A 19,759-nucleotide genomic window follows, 5' to 3' on the forward strand; every position below is an offset into this window, starting at 1 on the left:
CATCCCGGCCAGGCTAACAAACCCAGAGATGACCATGAACAACGAAATCGACCTGAAATATTACGACATCGCGGACGAGTACTCGACGGAAGCGGCAAAGCCCGTTGCCGAGGATGAGCGTGATGCCGTGGCGCACTATTTCCAGCTGCTGATTACCCGCTTAATGAACAACGAGGAAATCAGCGAGGAAGCGCAGGGCGAGATGGCCGTTGAGGCTGGCCTTGCCGAACAGCGCATTGACGAAATCGCTGAGTTTCTGAATCAGTGGGGCAACGAGTAATTTCTGCCGCGACAGGTTTCCCGTCAGAACGGGCTGTCGCACCTGGCAACTAGCGGTTCGCCGCTAACGGGGTGAACAAAATGCAGTTCGCTGGCATGCAGCATCAGCCGCGGCACTCGTTCGGTGCCCGGCAACGCCAGCCCGCCATACAGATCGCAGCCCAGGATTGGATGACCCAGATATTGCGCATGGATGCGCAATTGGTGGGTTCGCCCGGTTTCAGGCTCAAGCTTCACCCTCGTTAACGGCAGCCGAACGCCATTTTCAAATTCCCGATAAAACCGCTCAATCACCGTGTAACGCGAGCGAGCAGGTTTCCCGCTGACAGAGCAAATCGACATCAGCGGAAACAGTGCCGGATCTTTAGCAATCGCCGCATCGATTATTCCCTCTTCTTTTTCAAGATGCCCGCAAAGCAGCGCGGTATACACCTTGGCAACCGAACGCTGGCTGAACTGCTGGCAGAGCAACGCATTGATCGCCTTATTCAACGCAATCACCATCAGCCCGGACGTGCCGAAATCCAGACGATGCACCAGCGTGCAGCCGGGGAATATCTGCACCAGCCGATGATGCACCGAATCAAGATTCTGCGGGTTTTTCCCTGAAAGGCTGAGCAAGCCGGAAGGTTTATTGATCAACGCCAGATGCTCGTCCTGATAAAGAATCTCTATCTCATCAAAACAAGGCGGGGCAATAAAAGTATCAATAATCGTAGACATCAGGCTGCCCGGCTGGAGAGTGGAGCCGGATGATAGCGAATTTCACGAGGCATTGCTCAATTATGACAGCCCATTCAGCCGGATTATTGCTCCATGGAAATGAGGAAGAGATAATGTTTCAGTTCCAGACAACTTACTGAACTGGAAGGTTAAGTTAAACATCACCGGAAATTATTTACAGAGGCATGGTATGGCTATTTCAGCTAAACACCTGAGCTTTGATGAGCAAAAAATGTGGGTTGAACTGAGCGATGGGCGCACGTTAGGCGTACCGTTGGAATGGTTTCCAAAGTTGCTCCATGCCGATCAGGTACAGCGTGCCAATTATGAATTAAGCGCACGCGGCATTCATTGGGATACTCTAAATGAAGATATCTCAGTTGAAGGGCTGCTCGCCGGTCGCGGCGATACAACCTTTCGCCCTCATGACGCGGCCTGAAAAGAAATAGAATTCAACTTCTCGCGCCAAAAAAGGGGCCATTAAGGCCCCTCTTTAAACTTACCTGGCTGAACTATTTGTCCTCACCAGTTATCTTTTTCACTTCCTCTGCCGTTGCCGCAGGCGCACCGTTCCCCCAGGAACCGCGAACGTAGTTCGCCACATCGGTCATCTCTTTGTCTGACAGCACGCCTTTATAGCCTGGCATCATGAACGGAATGGTGCCCTGGGTTTGCGGTGTATGCGCCCCGTCAGCAATCACGCGGATAAGCGAGGACGGATCTTTCGCCATCACCGCCGAGTTGCCCACCAGCGAAGGCACGTTGAAGTCCGTGCCCTTCCCGTCCGGGCTGTGACAGGTTGAGCAGTAGCGCATGTAGAGGGTTTTACCGTCGGACGGCTGAGAAACCACGGCAGCATTCACCGGCGTGGCCGCTGGTTTTTGCGGCTTGAAGTTGGCGATATACAGCGCGATAGCTTCCAGGTCGGCATCCGTCAGGTACTGGGTACTTTGGGTGACCACTTCGCCCATCGGGCCGGCAATGGCGTGATGCTGGCTGCGGCCTTTGCTCAGCAGATCTTTCACTTCCTGAGTGGACATATTCATGCCGCGCAGGGAAGGCGCATACCAGCCGTCGATCATCGCCCCGCTCAGGAATTCTGGGCTGGAATCATCGTAGCCTTTCTCCTGCATCGCCATGCCGCGCGGCGTATGACAGGCGCCGCAGTGGCCCGGCCCTTGCACCAGATAAGCCCCACGTTTAATTTTCTCCGCGTTATCTCCGCGGGCTTCAACCACCACGCCGCCGGATTTCACATCATCCACGAACAGGCCGTTCCACACGCGCAGCGGCCAGCGGGCCGACAACAGCAATGGAATATCGTTCTCTTTGTTGGCGGTCGCCGCCGGGGCAACGTCCTTCATAAAGTAGTCGTACAGCGCCCTCACGTCTTCATCGGTCATTTTGGCGTAGGAAGGATAAGGCATCGCCGGGTAAAGGGCGTGGCCATCTTTGGCTATCCCCTGGCGAACCGCCTTCTCGAAATCTTCGTAGCTGTAATCGCCAATGCCGTGGGTTTTGTCCGGCGTGATGTTGGTGGAATAGATATCGCCCACCGGCGTGGAAAATTTTTTGCCGCCGGCCATCGGCTGGCCGCCGTCTACGGTGTGGCAAGCGACACAGTCTGACGCGCGTGCCACATACTCACCTTGCGATACGGCAGCGTGGCCGCTGGCAGAAAAGAGGATTGAGATAGCCGCTAAAATACGTTTCATTTTTTGGTTACCCCATCGCCACAAGTTCGTTGACTGCACGCCATGCCTGGTCGATAGCCGCGTGGGCGTAGGCGCTCCAGTCTGAGTCAGAGTTAGCAATCGTGATGCGGCCTATCGGCTGGCGGGCACGGTTGATAATTTCCGGCATTTTCTCCATGTCATCGCTCAGGGCGTTAGCATAGTAGGCGTAACCGTGCGCCCAGCGGTTGACCGTGATGGCCGCAATATCGCGTTCGTGGTCAAAGCCGGTGTGGCCCAGCATCTCCTGCAACTGAGAGCGGATCATCTGTTCGTGGGCTTCGAAGGTAGAACCCAGCAGGAACGCACGGCCCCGGCGGAACTGCTCGCGCGGAGACATGTTGCTGCCCGGATAAGTCGGTACATACACCATGTGGATACACATCGGGTCGTCCGGCGTCTGCGGGTGATGGTAATCACCCATGCTGACAGGGTAATCGAGCTTCACGCGGCTGTAAGGTGCAGCGGGCGAATAGAATTCATGCACGCCGGTGTTTTTGAAAGCACGCCAGTTATTGACCACCACGTTGGTGTAAACGAGCGGCGCTTTGACGTTGAGGCGCAGATCTTCTTTCTGCTGCTCCGGCGCTTCCGGCACGATGTACGGGATCATCATGTTGTAGCCCGCCATGATAGCGTTGCGGCTCTTCACGCGGTGCAGCTTACCGCTCTGATTGTTGATGTAGCTCACCACCACGCCGTTATCGGCATTGGCGGCGTTAATCACGCTACTGTTGAGGCGAATGCGGGTGCCGTTTTCCGGCCTGTCCAGCAGCTCGTAGTGCAGCCTTGCGGTGACGGAATCTTCCATCGTGCTGCCCGGCAGCGCTTCAGGAATCAGTTTGCGCACCATCAGGCGCGTCAGCCCGGCGTTGCCGTCCGGGAAGTGGTAAGTGTACGGCTCCTCGAGGTCGGCCAGCGCTTCGCCATCCAGCGGCGGCAAACCCATCGCCTCCATGCCCGGCAGCGCACAGGCGCGTGCATCGCTGCAGCTCACGCCTTCAATGCCGATGGCAAAAAAGTCGTTGGTACGCTGCTGGAAGTACATCAGCGCCATTTTGCTTAAGCCGACTTTCTTCTCAAGGAGTTCATGATAGCTGTGGGTATCCAGCCATTCGCTTTTCTGCTCGACCGTCATGCCCGGCAGGTAATCGGCAGGGTTGACGTGCAGATCCAGCAGCGCCTTGCGGTCTGCCTCGCTGAGCGGGAAGTCGTTGATAAAGGCTTCGATACTGCGGCCATTCAGTCTGTCCGGCGGAATATCATCAGACACCGCGCGGCCAGGGTCGCCACTGACGATTTTGGTTTCGCCGAAGTTTTTTTTGTCGAAGAACACACCGCGACTCAGGTTCTGGTCCGGGTAGAAAGTGGCGTCAAAGCTGCTTTTCATTCGCGTGATGCTGACGCCCAGGGAATCCATCAGGCCGTGAACTACCGGGCTGAAGTTGCTGTTCGGGGACTGGAATGACTCGCTGCCGCCGTAGCCCAGCAGCGTTTTGCCGCCGACGTTGAACTGGTTGCGCTTGGCATGGCCGCCGAAGTCGTCATGGTTATCGAGGATCAGGATTTTGGCCTCCTTCCCCATTTTTTCGCGCCAGAAGCAGGCCGCCGCCAGGCCGCTGATCCCGCCGCCGACCACCACCAGGTCGTACTCTTCTTCTACTGGCAGCTTACCGAAGTCGAATTTTTCGTGCTCGCGCCCAAGGGCGTGCGCCATTTCGAACGAGCCAGGGTGGTTGCCACGCAGGCCAGTCAAGCCCGGCGGGTAGTAATCTGCATTGATCACGGCACTGCCGGGTGCTTTGCCGTTTGCCCTCACCAGTTCCAGAGGCGTTAAACCAGAGACAATTGCAATTGCCATCCCGTTAAGAAAGTCACGTCGGGTAATAGACATAGATAACCTTTTTTATCAGTCTGTTAGACATATTATTCACCAAATGATAACAAACTCCCTGCCGCTTCGCTACGCGATAAGCCTGTTAACTATAGTGTCTTTTCTGGTAACGGGTTGCCGGCACGCCGCCCGCTGGTAACCACCAGAGATCGGCGTGCCGCAGGCTATTGCCGAGGTTTGAGCTCTTCGTCGAGTTTCTTCGAGTCGTAGTAATCGCCCTGCCAGGTAATTTTGCCGTGGCTGACTTTGATAAAGCTTACGCCTTCAAACTTGATCGGGTTGTTGGTCGCCGGGCTGCCGCTCCACTCGCCGCTGTTAGTGCCGGTGAACGTCCAGCGAAAAGCGATGGTGTCGTGGTTGTAAACCGGCTCGCTGGTCATCTGCCAGTGCAGGTCCGGCACCGCTTTAATAAACGCGCCAATCACCTCTTTCTCGGCTTTTTCTTTCCCTTCAACCGGCGTGCCGACGGCAGCGTCGTAATAAACCATGTCGCTGGCAAGATACTGGCCCGCCTGTCCGGCGTTATGGGCGTTCCACGCGGCCATATAATTTTTCACGACGGAAAGCGGAGCGCTTTCGGCCAGCGCCAGGGTGGAAAAGAAAAACAGCGACAGCGCAGCAGCATTAACTCTTTTCATCGCAGGGATCCTTATTCAGTGATATCGCACATGATGTGTTTGATGCGGGTGTATTCGTCGAGGGAGTAAGACGAGAGATCTTTGCCGTAGCCGGACTTTTTAAAACCGCCGTGGGGCATTTCCGCGCACAGCGGGATATGGTTGTTGATCCACACGGTGCCGAAATCGAGACGAGTGCTAAAACGCTGCGCCCGGCTGTGGCTGCTGGTCCAGACGCTTGCCGCCAGGCCATATTCCACGTCGTTGGCTCTGCTAAGCGCCTCTTCTTCGCTGCTGAAGGATTGAATGGTCATCACCGGGCCAAAAACTTCATGCTGGATGGCCTCATCGTGCTGCTTCAGCCCGGAAATAATCGTCGGCTCAAAGTAGTAGCCGGGGCCCGCGCCCTTTTTGCCACCGGTTTCAATTTTTGCATGGGCCGGAAGCCGTTCAATAAAACCCGTCACCTGCTCCAGCTGGTTGCGGCTGTTGAGCGCGCCGTACAAAGCCTCGCGATCGTCCGGCTCGCCGAAGGTGATTGATTTGGTTTTCTGAATCAGCTTTTCAAGGAAAGCGTCGTAGGCGGAGGCTTCAACGATGATGCGCGTGGCGGCGGTGCAATCCTGCCCGGCATTAGAGAAACCAGCGGCAGTAATCACCTCGACCGCTTTGTTCATGTCCGCATCGGCAAACACCACCACCGGCGCCTTGCCGCCTAATTCGAGGTGCGCTTTGGTCAGGTTGGCGGCAGCAGAGGCGGCAACCTGCAAACCGGCGCGAACGGAGCCGGTAATCGACACCAGCGAGGCTTCCGGGTTGGATACCACCAGCGAGCCCGTCCCCGCTTTGCCCAGCACCACGTTGAATGCGCCCTGAGGGAATAACGGTGCCGCAATTTCGGCCAGAATCAGCGTGCTGATCGGCGTGGTATCGCTTGGTTTCAGCACCACGGTGTTGCCCGCCGCAAGCGCCGGCGCGATTTTCCACACCGCCATCATGAAAGGGTAGTTCCACGGCGTGACCTGCCCGACAATCCCCAGCGGCTCACGGCGAATGGTTGAGGTAAACCCGGCGGCATATTCCCCGGAAGCTTTGCCCTCAAGGCAACGCGCCGCCCCGGCAAAGAAGCGGATAGCGTCGCAGGAAGCGGCGATTTCATCGCGTTCGATAAAGTGTTTGAGTTGGCCCGTCTCCTGGCTTTGCACTTCCACAATCCGGGCGGCATTACGCTCAATTTCGTCGGCAAGTTTCAGCAAGGCACGCTGCCGCTCGGACGGCAGGGAATGCTTCCATACCGCGAACGCCGCTTTTGCCGCCGCGTAAGCCTGGTTAACCTCTTCCGCGCCGCCGTCAGGCGATTGCGCATACACCTCGCCGTTGACCGGGCTAACCAGGTCAAACAGCGTGGCTGGCTGGCCCGCCACATAATGCCCGTTGATAAAATGCTTCAGGGTTTGCATCGCCTTCTCCTCAAATTAAACATAAACAATATTATGTAATATCTTTTGAGTGGCGACTTTTCAATCTGCGCTTGATAGCAACATGATCAACCCCACAATTTAACAATATTTTTACATCATAACGCCGGGCAAGCGCTGAAAACCGCCGTTTCTGGTAGCCCGTCGATGCCTTTCTTAAAGGCCCGGGCTGTGCTATCAATAACCGTTGATTCAGGGAATTTTAATCAGAGAGCACTATGATTACTCACGCAGTAATATTCGCACCTATAGGACAGGCAAGTCGATCCGATCAAATTGTGCAGCGGCTTTCAAATGCAATTATTACTGGTTTGCTCGAGGCAAATGAGCAGCTTCCTAATGAAGCCGACCTTGCCAAAATGATGGGCGTTTCCCACATTACAATACGCGAAGCCTTAAATACGCTGCGGGCGAATAATTTAATCCACACTATTCGTGGGCGAAATGGCGGTAGCTTTGTTTGCGAAAATAGCGGCGAATTTCAGACGCCGCTTCACCCTTTTAAGACGATCAGTTCAGACTATATTTCAGACCTCGGCGAAATGCATTGCGCCATAATTAGCCACAGCGCCAAACTGGCCTCCAGGCGTATGACCAGCGCGGATATCACCCGTCTGCGGGAGTTTGTTGAAGCGCTGAAATCGGCCAGCACGCCGGAGCTAAAAACCCAGGCCGATATGCGCTGCCTGCTTGCCCTCTCTGCCAGTTCTCAGTCAGCAAGGCTTGCCAACCAGGAGCTGCTGCTGCAGGCCGAATGGGCTTCACTGGTGGCTATTCTTTACCGTGATGAAGCCATTCATCGGGAAGTGATTGATGTTTATACCGAATTGATCGCCGCACTGGAAACTCATCACGAGCAGGAGGCGGTGCGGTTAGCCACGCAACTCATCGACACCTTCACCTTCTATCTCATTGAAAACAAATTAAAATATAAATAAAACTGACACAACAACACGGGCATCGCCATGAATGTACCTGCAAGCCTCATCCCTTTTACCCGTAAAATCGACGACATCATTACCACCACCATCCAGGCAACCATTGCGCTTGCTGCACAGGTTGAGTCCACGCTGGCCTCATTTCACGGCGACGATCATAAATTGCTGCTGGATCCCGCGGTAAAACGCGCCATTCAGGAACATATCAAAGAGACGCTGAACGAAACGCCTTACTGCTCAGGCTCTGGCTTTGCCAGCCATATTGCAGGCAGCTCGGAGGAGAAAGAGTACTGGCTGCTGGAGTGGTGGTACAAAAAGGCCGACGGCGTGAAAAAGGTGAATCTCGACCTGGATCAGGCCACCCAGCAGCGGCTGGATTTCAGAACCTTTGAGTGGTTTAAAGACGCTCAGGAAAATGGCCAGGCGTATATTCACGGCCCTTATGTCGATTACGTCTGTAATACGTCTTATACCTTAACGTCAGCGATGCCGGTTTATTTGCACCAGCGTTTCATCGGCGTGGCGGCAATTGATGTACTGGTCAGTGAAGTTGAGGAAGAATTACTTCCGCTGTTCAATAACCACAAAGTTATGCTGACTAACTTAGATAAGCGCATTATTTTCTCTACTTATCCTAAATACCGCGTCGGTGAATTACTGAATACCGCTGAGGCGGTTGAAGTCTATAACACGGAATACTGCACGTTATATGAGCTGATCCAAAAAGGGCCATGAGGCCCTTTAATGTTGTGGATAAGCACATACAGAAAAAAGGGCCATAAGGCCCTTTTTTATTAATACTCGCGAGAAAGATTTAGCCGTTTGGCGTATTCAATAGCGTCATTTTCAGGCGCATCAGAGTGACCGAACGGTCTGGCAATTGTCATATAAACCAGCCCCGAGCCGATGACCAACGCCAGGCCAATCAGCACCGTCCAGCGGTCGATAAAGGTTGCGCTGTCCGCAGGCTGAGCCAGCAGCCAGATCCCGCCGATACCATAGGCCAGCGCCAGCACGTTAACCAGCATACCCCATGACCCCAGCGTCCATTCTCCCGCAGGCTTCCAGCCCTTTAGGCGCTGGCGAAGCGCGGCCAGAATCACCATCTGGAAGGAGACATAAATCCCTATCACGGCAAACGCGGTGATGCGGGCAAGGTTATCCGGCTGGAAGTACACCCAGACGCAAATCACCATCGGCAGCAGGCAGCTTACCAACATCGCGTTGTCCGGCACGCTGTGCTTCGAGATTTTCGCCATCCACTCGCTGCCCGGCAGCATTTTGTCGCGGGAGAACGAGAAGATCAGGCGGCTCAGCGCGGCCTGAAGCGACAGGATGCAGGAGAGCATCGCCACGATAGCAATCACAATAAACAGCGTGGCGCCCTTCTCGCCCAGCGCATCGTTCAGAATCGCCGGGATCGGATCGGCTATTTTGCCGCTCACAATGTTCATCAGATCCGGGGATGACAGCAGGTAACCCAGGATAGAGATCACCGCAGAGATCGCACCGAAAACGATGCTGAGGATCATCGCCACCGGGATCTTACGCCCCGGGTTTTTCACCTCTTCCGCCACGTTGCCGCAGGCTTCGAAGCCGAAGAACATAAACAAGCCCATCAGCGACGCAGACATAAACGCCGTGCCGTAGCTGCCGTCTTTCGCCAGCGCGCCCATGGCGTCAAACACCACGGAGAAAGGCTGATTGCGGTGGAAAATCAGCAGGTAAATGCCGAGCGCAATCACGCTAATGATTTCACACCAGAAGCCGAAGCGGGCGACCCTCGCCAGGTTTTTCGTCCCGGACATGTTGACGCCCATCATGATGGTGAGCAGCACCACGGAAGTGAGCAGCATCGCAAACGGCGTATCACCGTAATGGAAAAGTGAGGCGACGAAGGTGGAAGTGTATTCCACGATAGACGTAATAGTGACCACCAGCGCCCAGAGGTAAATCCACGCGGCAATCCAGGCATATTTCTTCCCCCACAACCTTCTGGCCCACGGATATAGCCCGCCGGTGATGGGATATTGCGAAGCCACCTCGCCAAATACCAAGGCAACCAGCAGCTGCCCGCAGGCGGCAATCAGGATCCACCAGATAGCTGGCGGCCCGGCAAGGGTTATCGCCAGCGCAAACAGGGAATACACGGCGGTCAACGGCGAGAGGTAGGTAAAACCGAGTGCGAAGTTGGATACCAGGCCGATGGAGCGGTTGAACTGCTGGCCCTTCTCCGGCTGGGGATCGGTACTTTTTGTAGCAGATGTCTGTTCCATATGTCTTTCTCTTTAGGGGGCATAGTTGCAGGCAATGGCTACATTTTATAAAACATATTAAGTTATATGTATATTGTGCTTTGTCACAATTTTGTTAGATATAATGTTATATTATTGTTAATTGAGAAATGAAAAAGAAATCGCTATGGCATAGGAAGTTAGTCCCAGGCATGAGAAGAATTTTGCTGTGAAGAAGCCTGGACACTGCCAAAGAAAAGGCGGGCCTGGCCCGCCTTTTCTCTTATGTTCTTGCAGACTTTAGCCGATCTCACCGAGAGGCTGGCCAGCCTCAAGGGAAGCCCCTTTTTCTGCACCTGGTTTGAGCTTGCCGCTGCGGTGCGCCACCACCTGAACCTCCATTTTCATCGCTTCCATCACGCCAATCACTTCCCCCTGAACAACCGTCGCGCCCTCTGCTTTCAGCCAGCTCTGCAGCACGCCGGATATAGGTGCTTCGATTACGGCTTCGTTGGTGAGTTCAGGTGTACTTTTTGGGGAGTCGCTCGTATTCGCCCGGGCAATACCGCCGAACAGATGTGCCGGCAGCCCCAGCTTCACGCGGCGGCCATCCAGCTCTATCCAACTGCGCGTCAGGCTCTCATCCGCAGCCGGAACCTGACGCGGGGCAAACGCAATACGCCCGGCAAAATCCGTTTCAATCCAGCGGGTGTGTACGGCAAAGGTTTCAGTAAAATCAGGCTCGTTTATCACCGCGCGATGAAACGGCAATACGGAAGCCACGCCCTCAATTTCAAACTCGCCCAGGGCACGACGGGCGCGGGCAATGGCCTGCTCACGGGTGCTGCCGGTAACGATAAGTTTTGCCATCAAAGAATCGTAGCTGCCCGGCACGGAAGACCCGGCCTCAACGCCGCTGTCAAGACGAACCCCCGCGCCAGACGGCGCACGAAAGACGCTTATGTTACCCGGCGTAGGCAAATAGCCTTTGCCCGCATCCTCGGCATTTATGCGAAACTCAAACGAGTGGCCACGCGGAACCGGCGTAGTCTGAATACTCAGCGGTAAACCTTCGGCTATGCGTAGCTGCTCAACGACGATATCAATCCCGGTCGTCTCCTCGGTTACCGGATGCTCTACCTGCAGACGAGTGTTAACCTCAAGGAATGACAATTTTCCGTCGCGGCTAAGCAAAAATTCAACGGTACCGGCACCAACGTAACCTGCATGAGCGCAGATATCGCGCGCGGCGCTGTGGATTGCCTGTCGCTGCGCCTCGCTGATAAACGGCGCAGGCGCTTCCTCCACCAGCTTCTGATTGCGGCGCTGCAGTGAACAGTCGCGTGTGCCGAGCACCACCACGTTGCCATGTTTGTCGGCGATCACCTGTGCTTCAATGTGTCGCGGGCAGTCGAGGTACTGCTCGACATAGCACTCGCCACGGCCAAAGGCGCTTAATGCTTCGCGCGTCGCTGAATGGTATAGCTCTTCGACCTCATCAAGTTTCCAGGCTATCTTCAGCCCCCGCCCTCCGCCGCCAAATGCGGCTTTAATCGCTACCGGCAGACCATACGTAGAGGCAAAATCGGCCACTTCACTCGCGCTACTGACAGGATCGGGCGTGCCTTGTACCAGTGGCGCGCCAACCTGCAGAGCTATTTTACGGGCCTGAACTTTGTCGCCCAGCTTTTCAATTGTCTCCGGCTCGGGGCCAACCCAGATAAGTCCGGCAGCCTGTACCGCACGGGCAAACTCGGCCCTCTCTGAGAGGAAACCATAGCCAGGGTGAACCATGGTTGCGCCACTGCGGCGAGCGATGTCCACCAGCAGCGGAATATTCAAATAGGTATCGCCGGACTGGATACCCGGCAACCCCCAGGCTTCATCGGCCATGCGAACATGAAGCGCATCGGCGTCGACGTCAGAGTAAACCGCTACAGCCTCCACGCCGTAATCACGGCAGGCGCGAATAATACGAACGGCAATTTCACCCCGGTTGGCGATCAGAACTTTATGCGTCGCGGTAGTCACTGGCTTTACTCCCTGCTATTTCCAAAAAAGGTCGGATTACGTTGAAGCGGATCGAGGCACCCGGCGGGATTTGCCCTGCCAGATCAAGATGATATTCCGCCACGGCGGCAATCACCGGATAACCACCGGTGAGCGGATGATCGTGCAGAAACAGAACTGGCTGACCGCTGGCGGGCACCTGGATAGCACCGCTGCAGGTGCCTTCGCTCGGCAGCTCCTGATGCTGGCTACGTGCCAAAGGCTGCTCTCCATCCAGGCGTAAGCCAATACGGTTCGATTGCGGTGTGACCCGCCAGCATTGGGCCGTGAGCATCTTGATCGCATCGGCAGTAAACCAGTCAGTACGCGGCCCGAGCACGATATCCAGCGTAACGGTGTCTTCCGCCGAGGGTAACGGACCCGCCGGGAGCTCATTTAGCTGCACGGCACCCGGATGTGGGTGCGCCCCGATAGCTAAAATGTCCCCCACGCCCAGCGGCTCAGGGCCAACCTGCGCCAGACTATCGCGCGCTGCGCTGCCCAGACTCTCGGGCACAATAAATCCTCCGCGTATAGCGAGATAACTGCGTAACCCGCGAACCGGGGCACCAACATGGATTTCATCGCCGGTTGCCAGGTTTAACGGCCGATAGCCGTCTACCGTATAACGCCCACCTTCTGCGGTAAGCAACGTCAGCGGGCATTTCGCTCCGGTAACGCTGATGATCACCTCGCCCGCCGCTCTGGCGCGGAAACCACCCTGCGTGATCTCCAGGCACGGCGAGCCGGTGGGATTACCTACAATACGGTTTGCGGCATGAAGCGCAGATTTATCCATCGCCCCGGATTCAGAAAGGCCCATACTGGCCCTTCCCGTCCGGCCATCATCCTGCCATAGCGTTTGCAGCCCGGTTGCCAATACCGTCAGCGTTGACCCCGTATTTTCAGGAAGGTCTGGCGGGATGACGCGTGCAGGAAGTGAGATGGTTTTTGCGCTTTTTGCCGCGTCGATAAAGTTAACCTGCGCGCCCGGCATCAGCAGCGCGGGCTGTTCGCGGGAAAGATCCCACATTTTCAGTTCGGTCTGACCAATCAGTTGCCAGCCGCCGGGGCTGGCCTGCGGATAGATACCGCTAAACTCACCGGCAAGCGCCACGGAGCCCGCGGGAATACGGGTACGTGGCGTGCTGCGTCGCGGTGTCTGCCAGCCCCCATTGTCAGAAACCATATAGGCAAAACCTGGCGCAAAACCGGTAAACGCAACGTTCCACACGGATTCCTGATGGCGGCGAATCAAAGCCTGTACCTCAGTGCCCAGCAGATCGGCCACGGAAGGTAAGTCTTCGCCATTGTAATAAACTGGAATAGTGACCCGCTGGCTGCTGCGCACCGTACGCCCGGTCAGAGAATGGCGCGATATTTTTTCAACCAACGCTGCCTGGCTGGTTTCTCGGGGACAAAAACGGATCAGCAAAGTGCGGGCTGCAGGGATCATCTCTTCGATGCCGTTTTCAGGCTCGGCGCTCAGGGAATCAAAAAGCGCCAGCGTTTCGTCGAGCGAACTGAGTTCCACCAAAAAACTACTAAGATTAACGGCTAAAAATCTCACGTCATTTCCCCTGCCATGCCGCATCCGGCACGTCGGTGATAAACATGTGTCCCGGCGCGTGGCTAATGGCAAAAGGAACACCAGATTTCATCACCGCCGCCTGAGGCGTTACGCCACAGGCCCAGAAAACAGGTATCTCTCCTGGCTCAATGCGCACCGGATCGCCAAAATCTGGTTGAGTAATATCGTTGATACCCAGCAGGTGCGGCTCCCCCACATGAACGGGCGCGCCATGGAACGCCGGGAAACGACCGCTAATCATCACAGCATCAGCCACCCTATCTGCCGGAATCGGCCGCATCGATACCACCAGCTCGCCCTGCAGGCGACCCGCCGGGCGGCATAAACGGTTGGTTTTATACATCGGTACATTCCCGCCGTCGGTAATATGGCGAACGTCAATCCCGGCTTCGCGTAGTGGGGTTTCAAACGTGAAGCTGCAGCCGATTAAAAACGTGACCAGGTCAGGATGCTGCTGCCACACCGAGCGGGCATCCGTTATCTCATCAACAAGCTGACCGTGTTCCCAGATACGATAGCGCGGAATATCGGTTCGCAGATCCGCCTCTCCCGCCAGCACGGTTTGATGCCCACCAGATTCAATAACGTCCAGGACCGGGCAGCTCTGTGGGTTACGCTGGGCATAGAGCAAGAAATCAAACGCCCATTCTCTCGGCAGGCAAATCATATTCGCCTGAGTCATTCCCGGAGCCATACCCGCCGTGGGTTTATCAAACCCCTCGCGGATAGCCAACCGGGCTTCACGCGCGGCCGCTAACGCTTCCTTGCTGGCTTTCATTAACGTCGACATAAACGCTCCTCAGGCCTGCGGGACAAATGCGCGAATGGCAATTCCCTGGGATTCAAGCAGCTTGCGGATCTCCGCCGCCATCGTAATCGCACCGGGACTGTCACCGTGGACGCAAATAGAATCCGCGTTTATCGGGGTAAATTTCCCTTCTATAGATTCCACGCCGCCTTCGGTGATTAACTGCAGCATACGCTTAGCGACCAGCCCGGCGTCGTGCAGTACTGACCCCGCCTCACGACGTGAAACCAGAGAACCATCCGCATGATAGGCACGGTCAGCAAAAGCTTCAGAGATGGTTTTCAACCCTTTTTGCTGCGCCAATGCCAGCACCGGAGAACCAGCCAGCCCCACGAGGGGAAGACTCGGGTCCACCGCCAGTATCGCGTCGATCACCGCCAGCGCCTGACGTTCATGGTGAGCAATGGTGTTATACAGTGCGCCATGCGGCTTTACATACCGCACTTCTGTACCGGCCGCACGGGCCAGCCCCTGAAGTGCGCCAATCTGATAGATGACATCGGCCGTTAGCTCATCGCTTGCCACGTCCATATTACGGCGGCCAAAGCCGACAAGATCCGGGTACGCAACGTGCGCCCCCACCACCACATTCTGTGCCTTCGCCGCGTTCAGCGTTTCTAAAATCCCGGCAGGAGACCCGGCGTGGAAGCCACAGGCCACGTTAGCGCTGCTTACCAGCCTGAGGATTGCCGCATCGTCCCCCATGCTCCACTGCCCAAAGCTCTCACCCAAATCACTGTTTAAATCTATAGTTTTCAACATCTTTTATTCCTTAGACAATCTTCAGGAAATCAAAAATCGCACCGACGGATAGCGCCCCCATATACCAGGTGAGCGCGCAGGTTAATAGCCCCGTCCACAACAACCAGCGAGGATAACGATAGCCCGCCATTAAATCGGCGCGCTTCCAGCCTACGTAGATAAAGAGCGTCATACCGATCGGTAAAATCAGGCCGTTAAAGCCGCCGGCAAAGACCAGCAGCGCCGCAGGAGCCGTGCCCAACATCAGGTAAATAACCAGCGAGACGGCGATAAAAATGACCGTCGCAATACTGCGCTGGCGCTCGCCCATTTGTTTATTAAATACCGTCATAAAGGTCACAGAAGTGTAGGCTGCACCAATCACGCTGGTAATCGCCGCCGCCCAGAAAATGAAGCCGAAAAGCTGCACGCCGAAGGAGCCCACCGCATGTTGAAATGCCTGTAGCGCCGGGTTTGCAACCTGGCTGGAGATATCTAACGTGACGCCACTGGCAACGACGCCCAATACGGCGAGGAACAGGATATAACGCATTAACCCAACGACAAGTATGCCTTTTGTCGCGCCAGAAGAGACGGCCTGAATATTCTCCACGCCGCCCATGCCCTTATCCAGCAGGCGGTGCGCGCCGGCGTAGGAGATATAGCCGCCGACGGTACCGCCGACGATAGTGGTAATGGTGGCAAAATTAATGTGATCGGGCAGGACGCTCTGGTACAGGGCTTCGCCCACCGGCGGGCCTGAAACGAAAGCCACGTACAGCGTGAGCGCAATCATTACCAGGCCAAGGACGATCATCAGACGGTCAATGGCCGTGCTGGCGCGGCGGGAAGAGAAAATATAAATGGCCAGCAGCGCGCTGAGTAATCCCCCCCATTTTGGCGCCAGGCCAAACATGGCATTCAGCCCCAGACCGGCCCCGGCAATATTGCCGATGTTGAATACCAGCCCACCAAAAATAACCAGTATGGATAGAAGGTAACCGCTGCCCGGCAGCGTTTCGTTGGCAAGATCGGACGCGCGCATTTTCGTGACCGTGACCACACGCCAAATGTTCTGCTGCACCACAAAATCAATGACAATCGAAGCCATAATGCCGAAGGCAAAGGCCGAGCCCATCGTTGCGGTAAAGGTGGCCGTCTGGGTGATAAATCCAGGCCCAATGGCCGAGGTCGCCATCAGAAATATTGCCGCGATCAGCGATGAGCGTCGCTTCTGAACAAAGGATTGGTTTTCAGTTTCATGCGCTGCCATCTTACTCACTCCATTATTAGAATTATGACGTTGTCTGTTAAGCAATAAGCAGGCCATCGTTGATGTAAATAGCCATATTGTTAATCAAATATGAATTTATTGTTGAACAATAAGCTAATGACTGTTGATTAAACAGACAAACAGAATCGAAAAATGGATGATAAAAAACCAACGCCGATCACTTTTTGGCATCTTCTCAGAACTAAGCGCACCAAATAAGTGCATAAAAACGCACATAATCACCAAAATGGCGCATAAATTACCGCTTATTTTGAAATAATCTCGCTATGTCAATGTCTTGCTGCCCCCAGGCGAATATGCAAAGATTGCGACTTACCCGATCACGCGCGGAAAACCATGAAAAAAGAGCTGCCCGCTCAGATGCTGAGCGAGAAAATCGCCGAAACCGTTCGCCATAAAATCATTATCGGAGAACTTGTACCGGGTACGCGTCTGTCGGAGGCCGCGCTCAGCGAACAGTTAGATATTTCGCGCAACACGCTGCGGGAGGTGTTTCGTATGCTGACGCAGGAAGGATTATTGCGCTATGAGCCCAACAGGGGCGTGTATGTTGCGATACCCGATATGGCAGACATCCTCGACATCTACCGCATTCGCCGATTGATTGAATGCGATGCGTTAGCGCACGCTTATCCGTTGCATCCCGCGGTCACAAAAATGGAAGCCGCCGTGCAAGAAGCGAGAGAATACAGCCAAATCAGCGACTGGCGCAGCGTGGGAACGGCCAACATGAAGTTTCATACGGCGATTGTCGAACTTGCCGACAGCGAACGCCTGATTCGCCTCTACCGCAATATCTCCGCAGAGCTGAGGCTCGCGTTCGGGCACCTGAACGACCCTGAAATGCTCTATGCCCCGTACATTGAGAAAAATGCGCATATACTTGCCCTGCTCAATACCGGCAACAATGCCCAGGCCGCCGCAACGCTCGCCGAGTATCTGGAACTTTCGGAGCGTACGGTGCTGGCGGCGTGGTCACGGCATCAGCAAACCCACTGATAACGCTATTTTCTTAGCGGCTCATTTTTCATCAACAGCGCCAGGACAAAACCCAGCACCACAACGCCCGCCGAAATGATAAACACGGAATGAATTGCTGAGCCAAAGGCTTGCAAATAATCGTTACGGATCGCCACGGGCAGTTCGTGTACCGCCTGCGCGCCGAGCTGGCGCGGCAGTTGAGTCCCTTCCGGAATCAGCCTCTCAAGATTACTGCGCAGCACGGAGGTAAATACCGCGCCGAACGCAGCCACGCCGATTGAGCCGCCGATGGAGCGAAACAGCGTCGCACTTGAGGTCGCGACCCCGATAAGTTTTATTTCCACGCTGTTCTGCACGGCCAGCACCAGTACCTGCATCACCATGCCAAGCCCCAGCCCTAAAAGGCCAACATACAGATAAAGCGTGGTCAGCGGTGTATCCAGCTTTAGCGTACCAAGCAGCGCCATCGCGATAAAACTTAACAACGTGCCGATAATGGGAAAAATGCGGTAGCGGCCTATTTTACTGATGATACGCCCGCTGATGATTGAGGTCAGGATAAGTCCACCCATCAGCGGTAACATTTGCATCCCCGCCTGGGACGGCGTAGAAAACTTTACCACCTGCAGATAAAGGGGCAAAAAGGTCATCGAGCCAAACAACGACATACCGATGATAAACCCAATCAGGCAGCTCAATAAAAAGGTGCGGTTGCGGAACAGGTTTAGCGGGATCATCGGCTCAATCGCCAGCCGCTCTTCATAGATAAACCCCATCAGCGCCACGACAAAGAACGCGAAGATGCACCACAGCTGCGGATCAGTCCACGCCATCACCGTGCCGCCTTCGCTGGTGAATAAAATCAGACAGGTCAATGAAATCGTCAGGTAGCCCGCGCCGAGAAAATCAATCTGGTGGCGAATTCGAGCCGTCTGGGATTTCAGCACCGCGCCGATAACCAGCAGGGCAAAAATCCCCAGCGGCAGGTTGATATAGAAAATCCAGCGCCAGGAAAAATGCTCAACCAGAAAACCGCCAATCAGCGGACCAATAACCGTCGCCAGGCCGAAAACACCGCCAAAAAGTCCCTGGTATTTACCGCGTTCGGCGGGCGGGATCACGTCGCCTACCGCCGCCATGGTGACCACCAATAGCCCGCCGCCGCCCAGCCCCTGCAGCGCCCGCATTAAAATAAGCTGCGTCATGTTTTGCGCGAGCCCGCACAGCGCCGAGCCAAGAAGAAAGACCACAATCGCCGTTTGCAACACAGCTTTGCGCCCAAGCAGGTCACCAAACTTGCCGTAGAGCGGCACGACTATCGTGGAAGCCAGTAGATACGCCGTAACAACCCAGGAAAGCCTGTCCAGTCCGCCCAGTTCACCCACAATAGTCGGCAAAGCCGTAGAAACGATGGTCTGGTCCAGCGCGGCCAGCAGCATGACCAGCATAAGTGCCGCGAACAGCAGGCGGACTGAGGTTGTTTGCGGCGAGCCAGATGAAGCAGTTTCTGTTGTTGTCATGGTCGTTTTCATTAAGGGGAATACGTTCGCCCTGGCGATTTGCTGAGAGTGTAAAGATACCTGCTTAACCGCCGCCTGAACTGCATCAAAACTCTGAAAAGCGCGTTTAATCCGTTACTGGCAAATTAACCCTGTCGCCTCGGGTCGTCGGCTGCGAGATAACAAGAAATTCAACCTCGTTAGCGGAATCATTGCGAGCCTGATGCTTTGCCTGCGGCGGAATCGGGATCCCCTTCCCCGCTGGCACAACGTAGCGCTCTCCTTCCAGCTCCATCGTCAATGCCCCGGTTAACACAAAAAAGAATTGCTGCGCCACGGAATGGTAGTGCCTTTGTTCCGTCCGGCCCGGCGGCATACGTTCATGAATCACGCTCAAAGTAGGATCTTTTAACAGATGCCATCCATCACAGTCTGTTCCCCACAGATAGTGTTCCGCATTTTCTTTTGAAACGATCATCTTTCCTCCTGTTCAGCGAAAAAATTAATAAAATTTAGCGTAAGCAAAAATACTTATTTTTAGACGAAAAACATCACCGAAAAAGCGATATATCCTAATGTTTTTAATGAAGTAAATAAGGCATCACCCCCACCCAATTAAAGTTCAAAAAATAGACAACTGTCACAATTTTGAGACACTTGTTTTCATTTTTAATTTGGGAGTACATTAGCGCCGTCCGGGTAAGGTTTTACCTCCGAATATCAGATGAAGCGGCATCTTAAAAGCAGGTTGCGGCTTCAGCTTATTATGTACCTGTTGAGATGCGCGTCAGCGCGGAGCGATGTGAAGTGAAATATTTTCTGATGGGTATTTCTGTGATTGTTGTGTTGTGGGCCGGTACCTTCTTCCTGATGGTTGAATAAGCCTTCACAAACAGCAGC

General features: G+C 54.9%; 19 protein-coding genes. 6 read left to right on the forward strand and 13 right to left on the reverse strand.

Annotated elements, in window-relative coordinates; translation table 11 throughout:
- Positions 1 to 34: 34 nt before the first annotated feature.
- Entirely contained in the window at positions 35 to 280 is a 246-nt protein-coding gene (locus LH23_RS21625) for a DUF2543 family protein (protein WP_008459646.1), read from the forward strand.
- A gap of 23 nt (positions 281 to 303) precedes the next feature.
- On the opposite strand, the gene LH23_RS21630 is transcribed toward LH23_RS21625, so the two are convergent.
- A complete protein-coding gene (locus LH23_RS21630; RefSeq protein WP_039295695.1) occupies positions 304 to 1,002 on the reverse strand; it encodes an RluA family pseudouridine synthase in 699 nt (232 codons plus the stop codon).
- A gap of 190 nt (positions 1,003 to 1,192) precedes the next feature.
- Between LH23_RS21630 and LH23_RS21635 the strand changes: the two genes are divergently transcribed.
- Entirely contained in the window at positions 1,193 to 1,441 is a 249-nt protein-coding gene (locus LH23_RS21635) for a DUF2442 domain-containing protein (RefSeq protein ID WP_039295698.1), read from the forward strand.
- A gap of 73 nt (positions 1,442 to 1,514) precedes the next feature.
- Here LH23_RS21635 and LH23_RS21640 read toward each other — a convergent pair whose 3' ends face one another.
- From LH23_RS21640 to LH23_RS21655, 4 genes are all read right to left on the reverse strand, one after another.
- A complete protein-coding gene (locus LH23_RS21640; protein ID WP_039295701.1) occupies positions 1,515 to 2,717 on the reverse strand; it encodes a cytochrome c in 1,203 nt (400 codons plus the stop codon).
- A gap of 7 nt (positions 2,718 to 2,724) precedes the next feature.
- On the reverse strand, positions 2,725 to 4,629 hold the full coding sequence (locus LH23_RS21645; protein WP_039295704.1) for an NAD(P)-binding protein: 1,905 nt from the start codon (positions 4,627 to 4,629) through the stop codon (positions 2,725 to 2,727).
- A gap of 164 nt (positions 4,630 to 4,793) precedes the next feature.
- Positions 4,794 to 5,267 carry an ester cyclase gene (locus LH23_RS21650; protein WP_052050413.1) on the reverse strand — a complete coding sequence of 158 codons (474 nt, stop codon included), beginning with the start codon at positions 5,265 to 5,267 and terminating at the stop codon, positions 4,794 to 4,796.
- A gap of 11 nt (positions 5,268 to 5,278) precedes the next feature.
- Complete coding sequence (locus LH23_RS21655) at positions 5,279 to 6,706, reverse strand: gamma-aminobutyraldehyde dehydrogenase (RefSeq protein WP_039295706.1); 1,428 nt, start codon at positions 6,704 to 6,706, stop codon at positions 5,279 to 5,281.
- Between the two features lie 236 nt (positions 6,707 to 6,942).
- On the opposite strand from LH23_RS21655, the gene LH23_RS21660 reads away from it, so the two are divergent.
- Together LH23_RS21660 and LH23_RS21665 are read left to right on the forward strand one after the other, a co-directional pair.
- A complete protein-coding gene (locus LH23_RS21660; RefSeq protein WP_039295709.1) occupies positions 6,943 to 7,662 on the forward strand; it encodes a FadR/GntR family transcriptional regulator in 720 nt (239 codons plus the stop codon).
- A gap of 27 nt (positions 7,663 to 7,689) precedes the next feature.
- Positions 7,690 to 8,397: a cache domain-containing protein gene (locus tag LH23_RS21665; RefSeq protein ID WP_039295711.1), complete on the forward strand. Its 708-nt coding sequence runs from the start codon at positions 7,690 to 7,692 to the stop codon at positions 8,395 to 8,397.
- A 59-nt stretch (positions 8,398 to 8,456) separates the two neighbouring features.
- On the opposite strand, the gene LH23_RS21670 is transcribed toward LH23_RS21665, so the two are convergent.
- The 6 genes from LH23_RS21670 to LH23_RS21695 all read right to left on the reverse strand — a co-directional run bounded on the left by LH23_RS21670 (position 8,457) and on the right by LH23_RS21695 (position 16,358).
- Positions 8,457 to 9,938 carry an APC family permease gene (locus LH23_RS21670; RefSeq protein ID WP_039295713.1) on the reverse strand — a complete coding sequence of 494 codons (1,482 nt, stop codon included), beginning with the start codon at positions 9,936 to 9,938 and terminating at the stop codon, positions 8,457 to 8,459.
- Positions 9,939 to 10,196: 258 nt separating this feature from the next.
- Positions 10,197 to 11,927, reverse strand: a complete 1,731-nt coding sequence (locus LH23_RS21675; protein ID WP_039295715.1) for an acetyl/propionyl/methylcrotonyl-CoA carboxylase subunit alpha — start codon at positions 11,925 to 11,927, stop codon at positions 10,197 to 10,199.
- Positions 11,908 to 13,515, reverse strand: coding sequence for an urea amidolyase family protein (locus tag LH23_RS21680; RefSeq protein WP_039295717.1), 1,608 nt, complete (start codon positions 13,513 to 13,515; stop codon positions 11,908 to 11,910). The genes LH23_RS21675 and LH23_RS21680 overlap by 20 nt, the downstream gene beginning before the upstream one ends.
- A gap of 1 nt (position 13,516) precedes the next feature.
- Entirely contained in the window at positions 13,517 to 14,326 is an 810-nt protein-coding gene (locus LH23_RS21685; protein ID WP_039295719.1) for a putative hydro-lyase, read from the reverse strand.
- A 9-nt stretch (positions 14,327 to 14,335) separates the two neighbouring features.
- On the reverse strand, positions 14,336 to 15,106 hold the full coding sequence (locus LH23_RS21690) for a LamB/YcsF family protein (protein ID WP_039295722.1): 771 nt from the start codon (positions 15,104 to 15,106) through the stop codon (positions 14,336 to 14,338).
- A gap of 10 nt (positions 15,107 to 15,116) precedes the next feature.
- On the reverse strand, positions 15,117 to 16,358 hold the full coding sequence (locus tag LH23_RS21695) for an NRAMP family divalent metal transporter (RefSeq protein ID WP_039295726.1): 1,242 nt from the start codon (positions 16,356 to 16,358) through the stop codon (positions 15,117 to 15,119).
- A 357-nt stretch (positions 16,359 to 16,715) separates the two neighbouring features.
- Between LH23_RS21695 and LH23_RS21700 the strand changes: the two genes are divergently transcribed.
- A complete protein-coding gene (locus LH23_RS21700) occupies positions 16,716 to 17,378 on the forward strand; it encodes a GntR family transcriptional regulator (RefSeq protein ID WP_039295730.1) in 663 nt (220 codons plus the stop codon).
- 5 nt (positions 17,379 to 17,383) lie between these two features.
- Here the strand turns inward: LH23_RS21700 and LH23_RS21705 are convergent, their stop codons facing one another.
- On the reverse strand, positions 17,384 to 18,880 hold the full coding sequence (locus LH23_RS21705; RefSeq protein ID WP_039297075.1) for an MDR family MFS transporter: 1,497 nt from the start codon (positions 18,878 to 18,880) through the stop codon (positions 17,384 to 17,386).
- Positions 18,881 to 18,986: 106 nt separating this feature from the next.
- Positions 18,987 to 19,337, reverse strand: coding sequence for a cupin domain-containing protein (locus tag LH23_RS21710; RefSeq protein WP_039295732.1), 351 nt, complete (start codon positions 19,335 to 19,337; stop codon positions 18,987 to 18,989).
- A gap of 344 nt (positions 19,338 to 19,681) precedes the next feature.
- Between LH23_RS21710 and ypdK the strand changes: the two genes are divergently transcribed.
- On the forward strand, positions 19,682 to 19,741 hold the full coding sequence (gene ypdK / locus LH23_RS24480; protein WP_154188806.1) for a membrane protein YpdK: 60 nt from the start codon (positions 19,682 to 19,684) through the stop codon (positions 19,739 to 19,741).
- The last annotated feature ends 18 nt before the right edge of the window (positions 19,742 to 19,759 follow it).

It is taken from the genome of Cedecea neteri (assembly GCF_000758305.1).
In the GTDB taxonomy this organism is placed as follows: domain Bacteria; phylum Pseudomonadota; class Gammaproteobacteria; order Enterobacterales; family Enterobacteriaceae; genus Cedecea; species Cedecea neteri_C.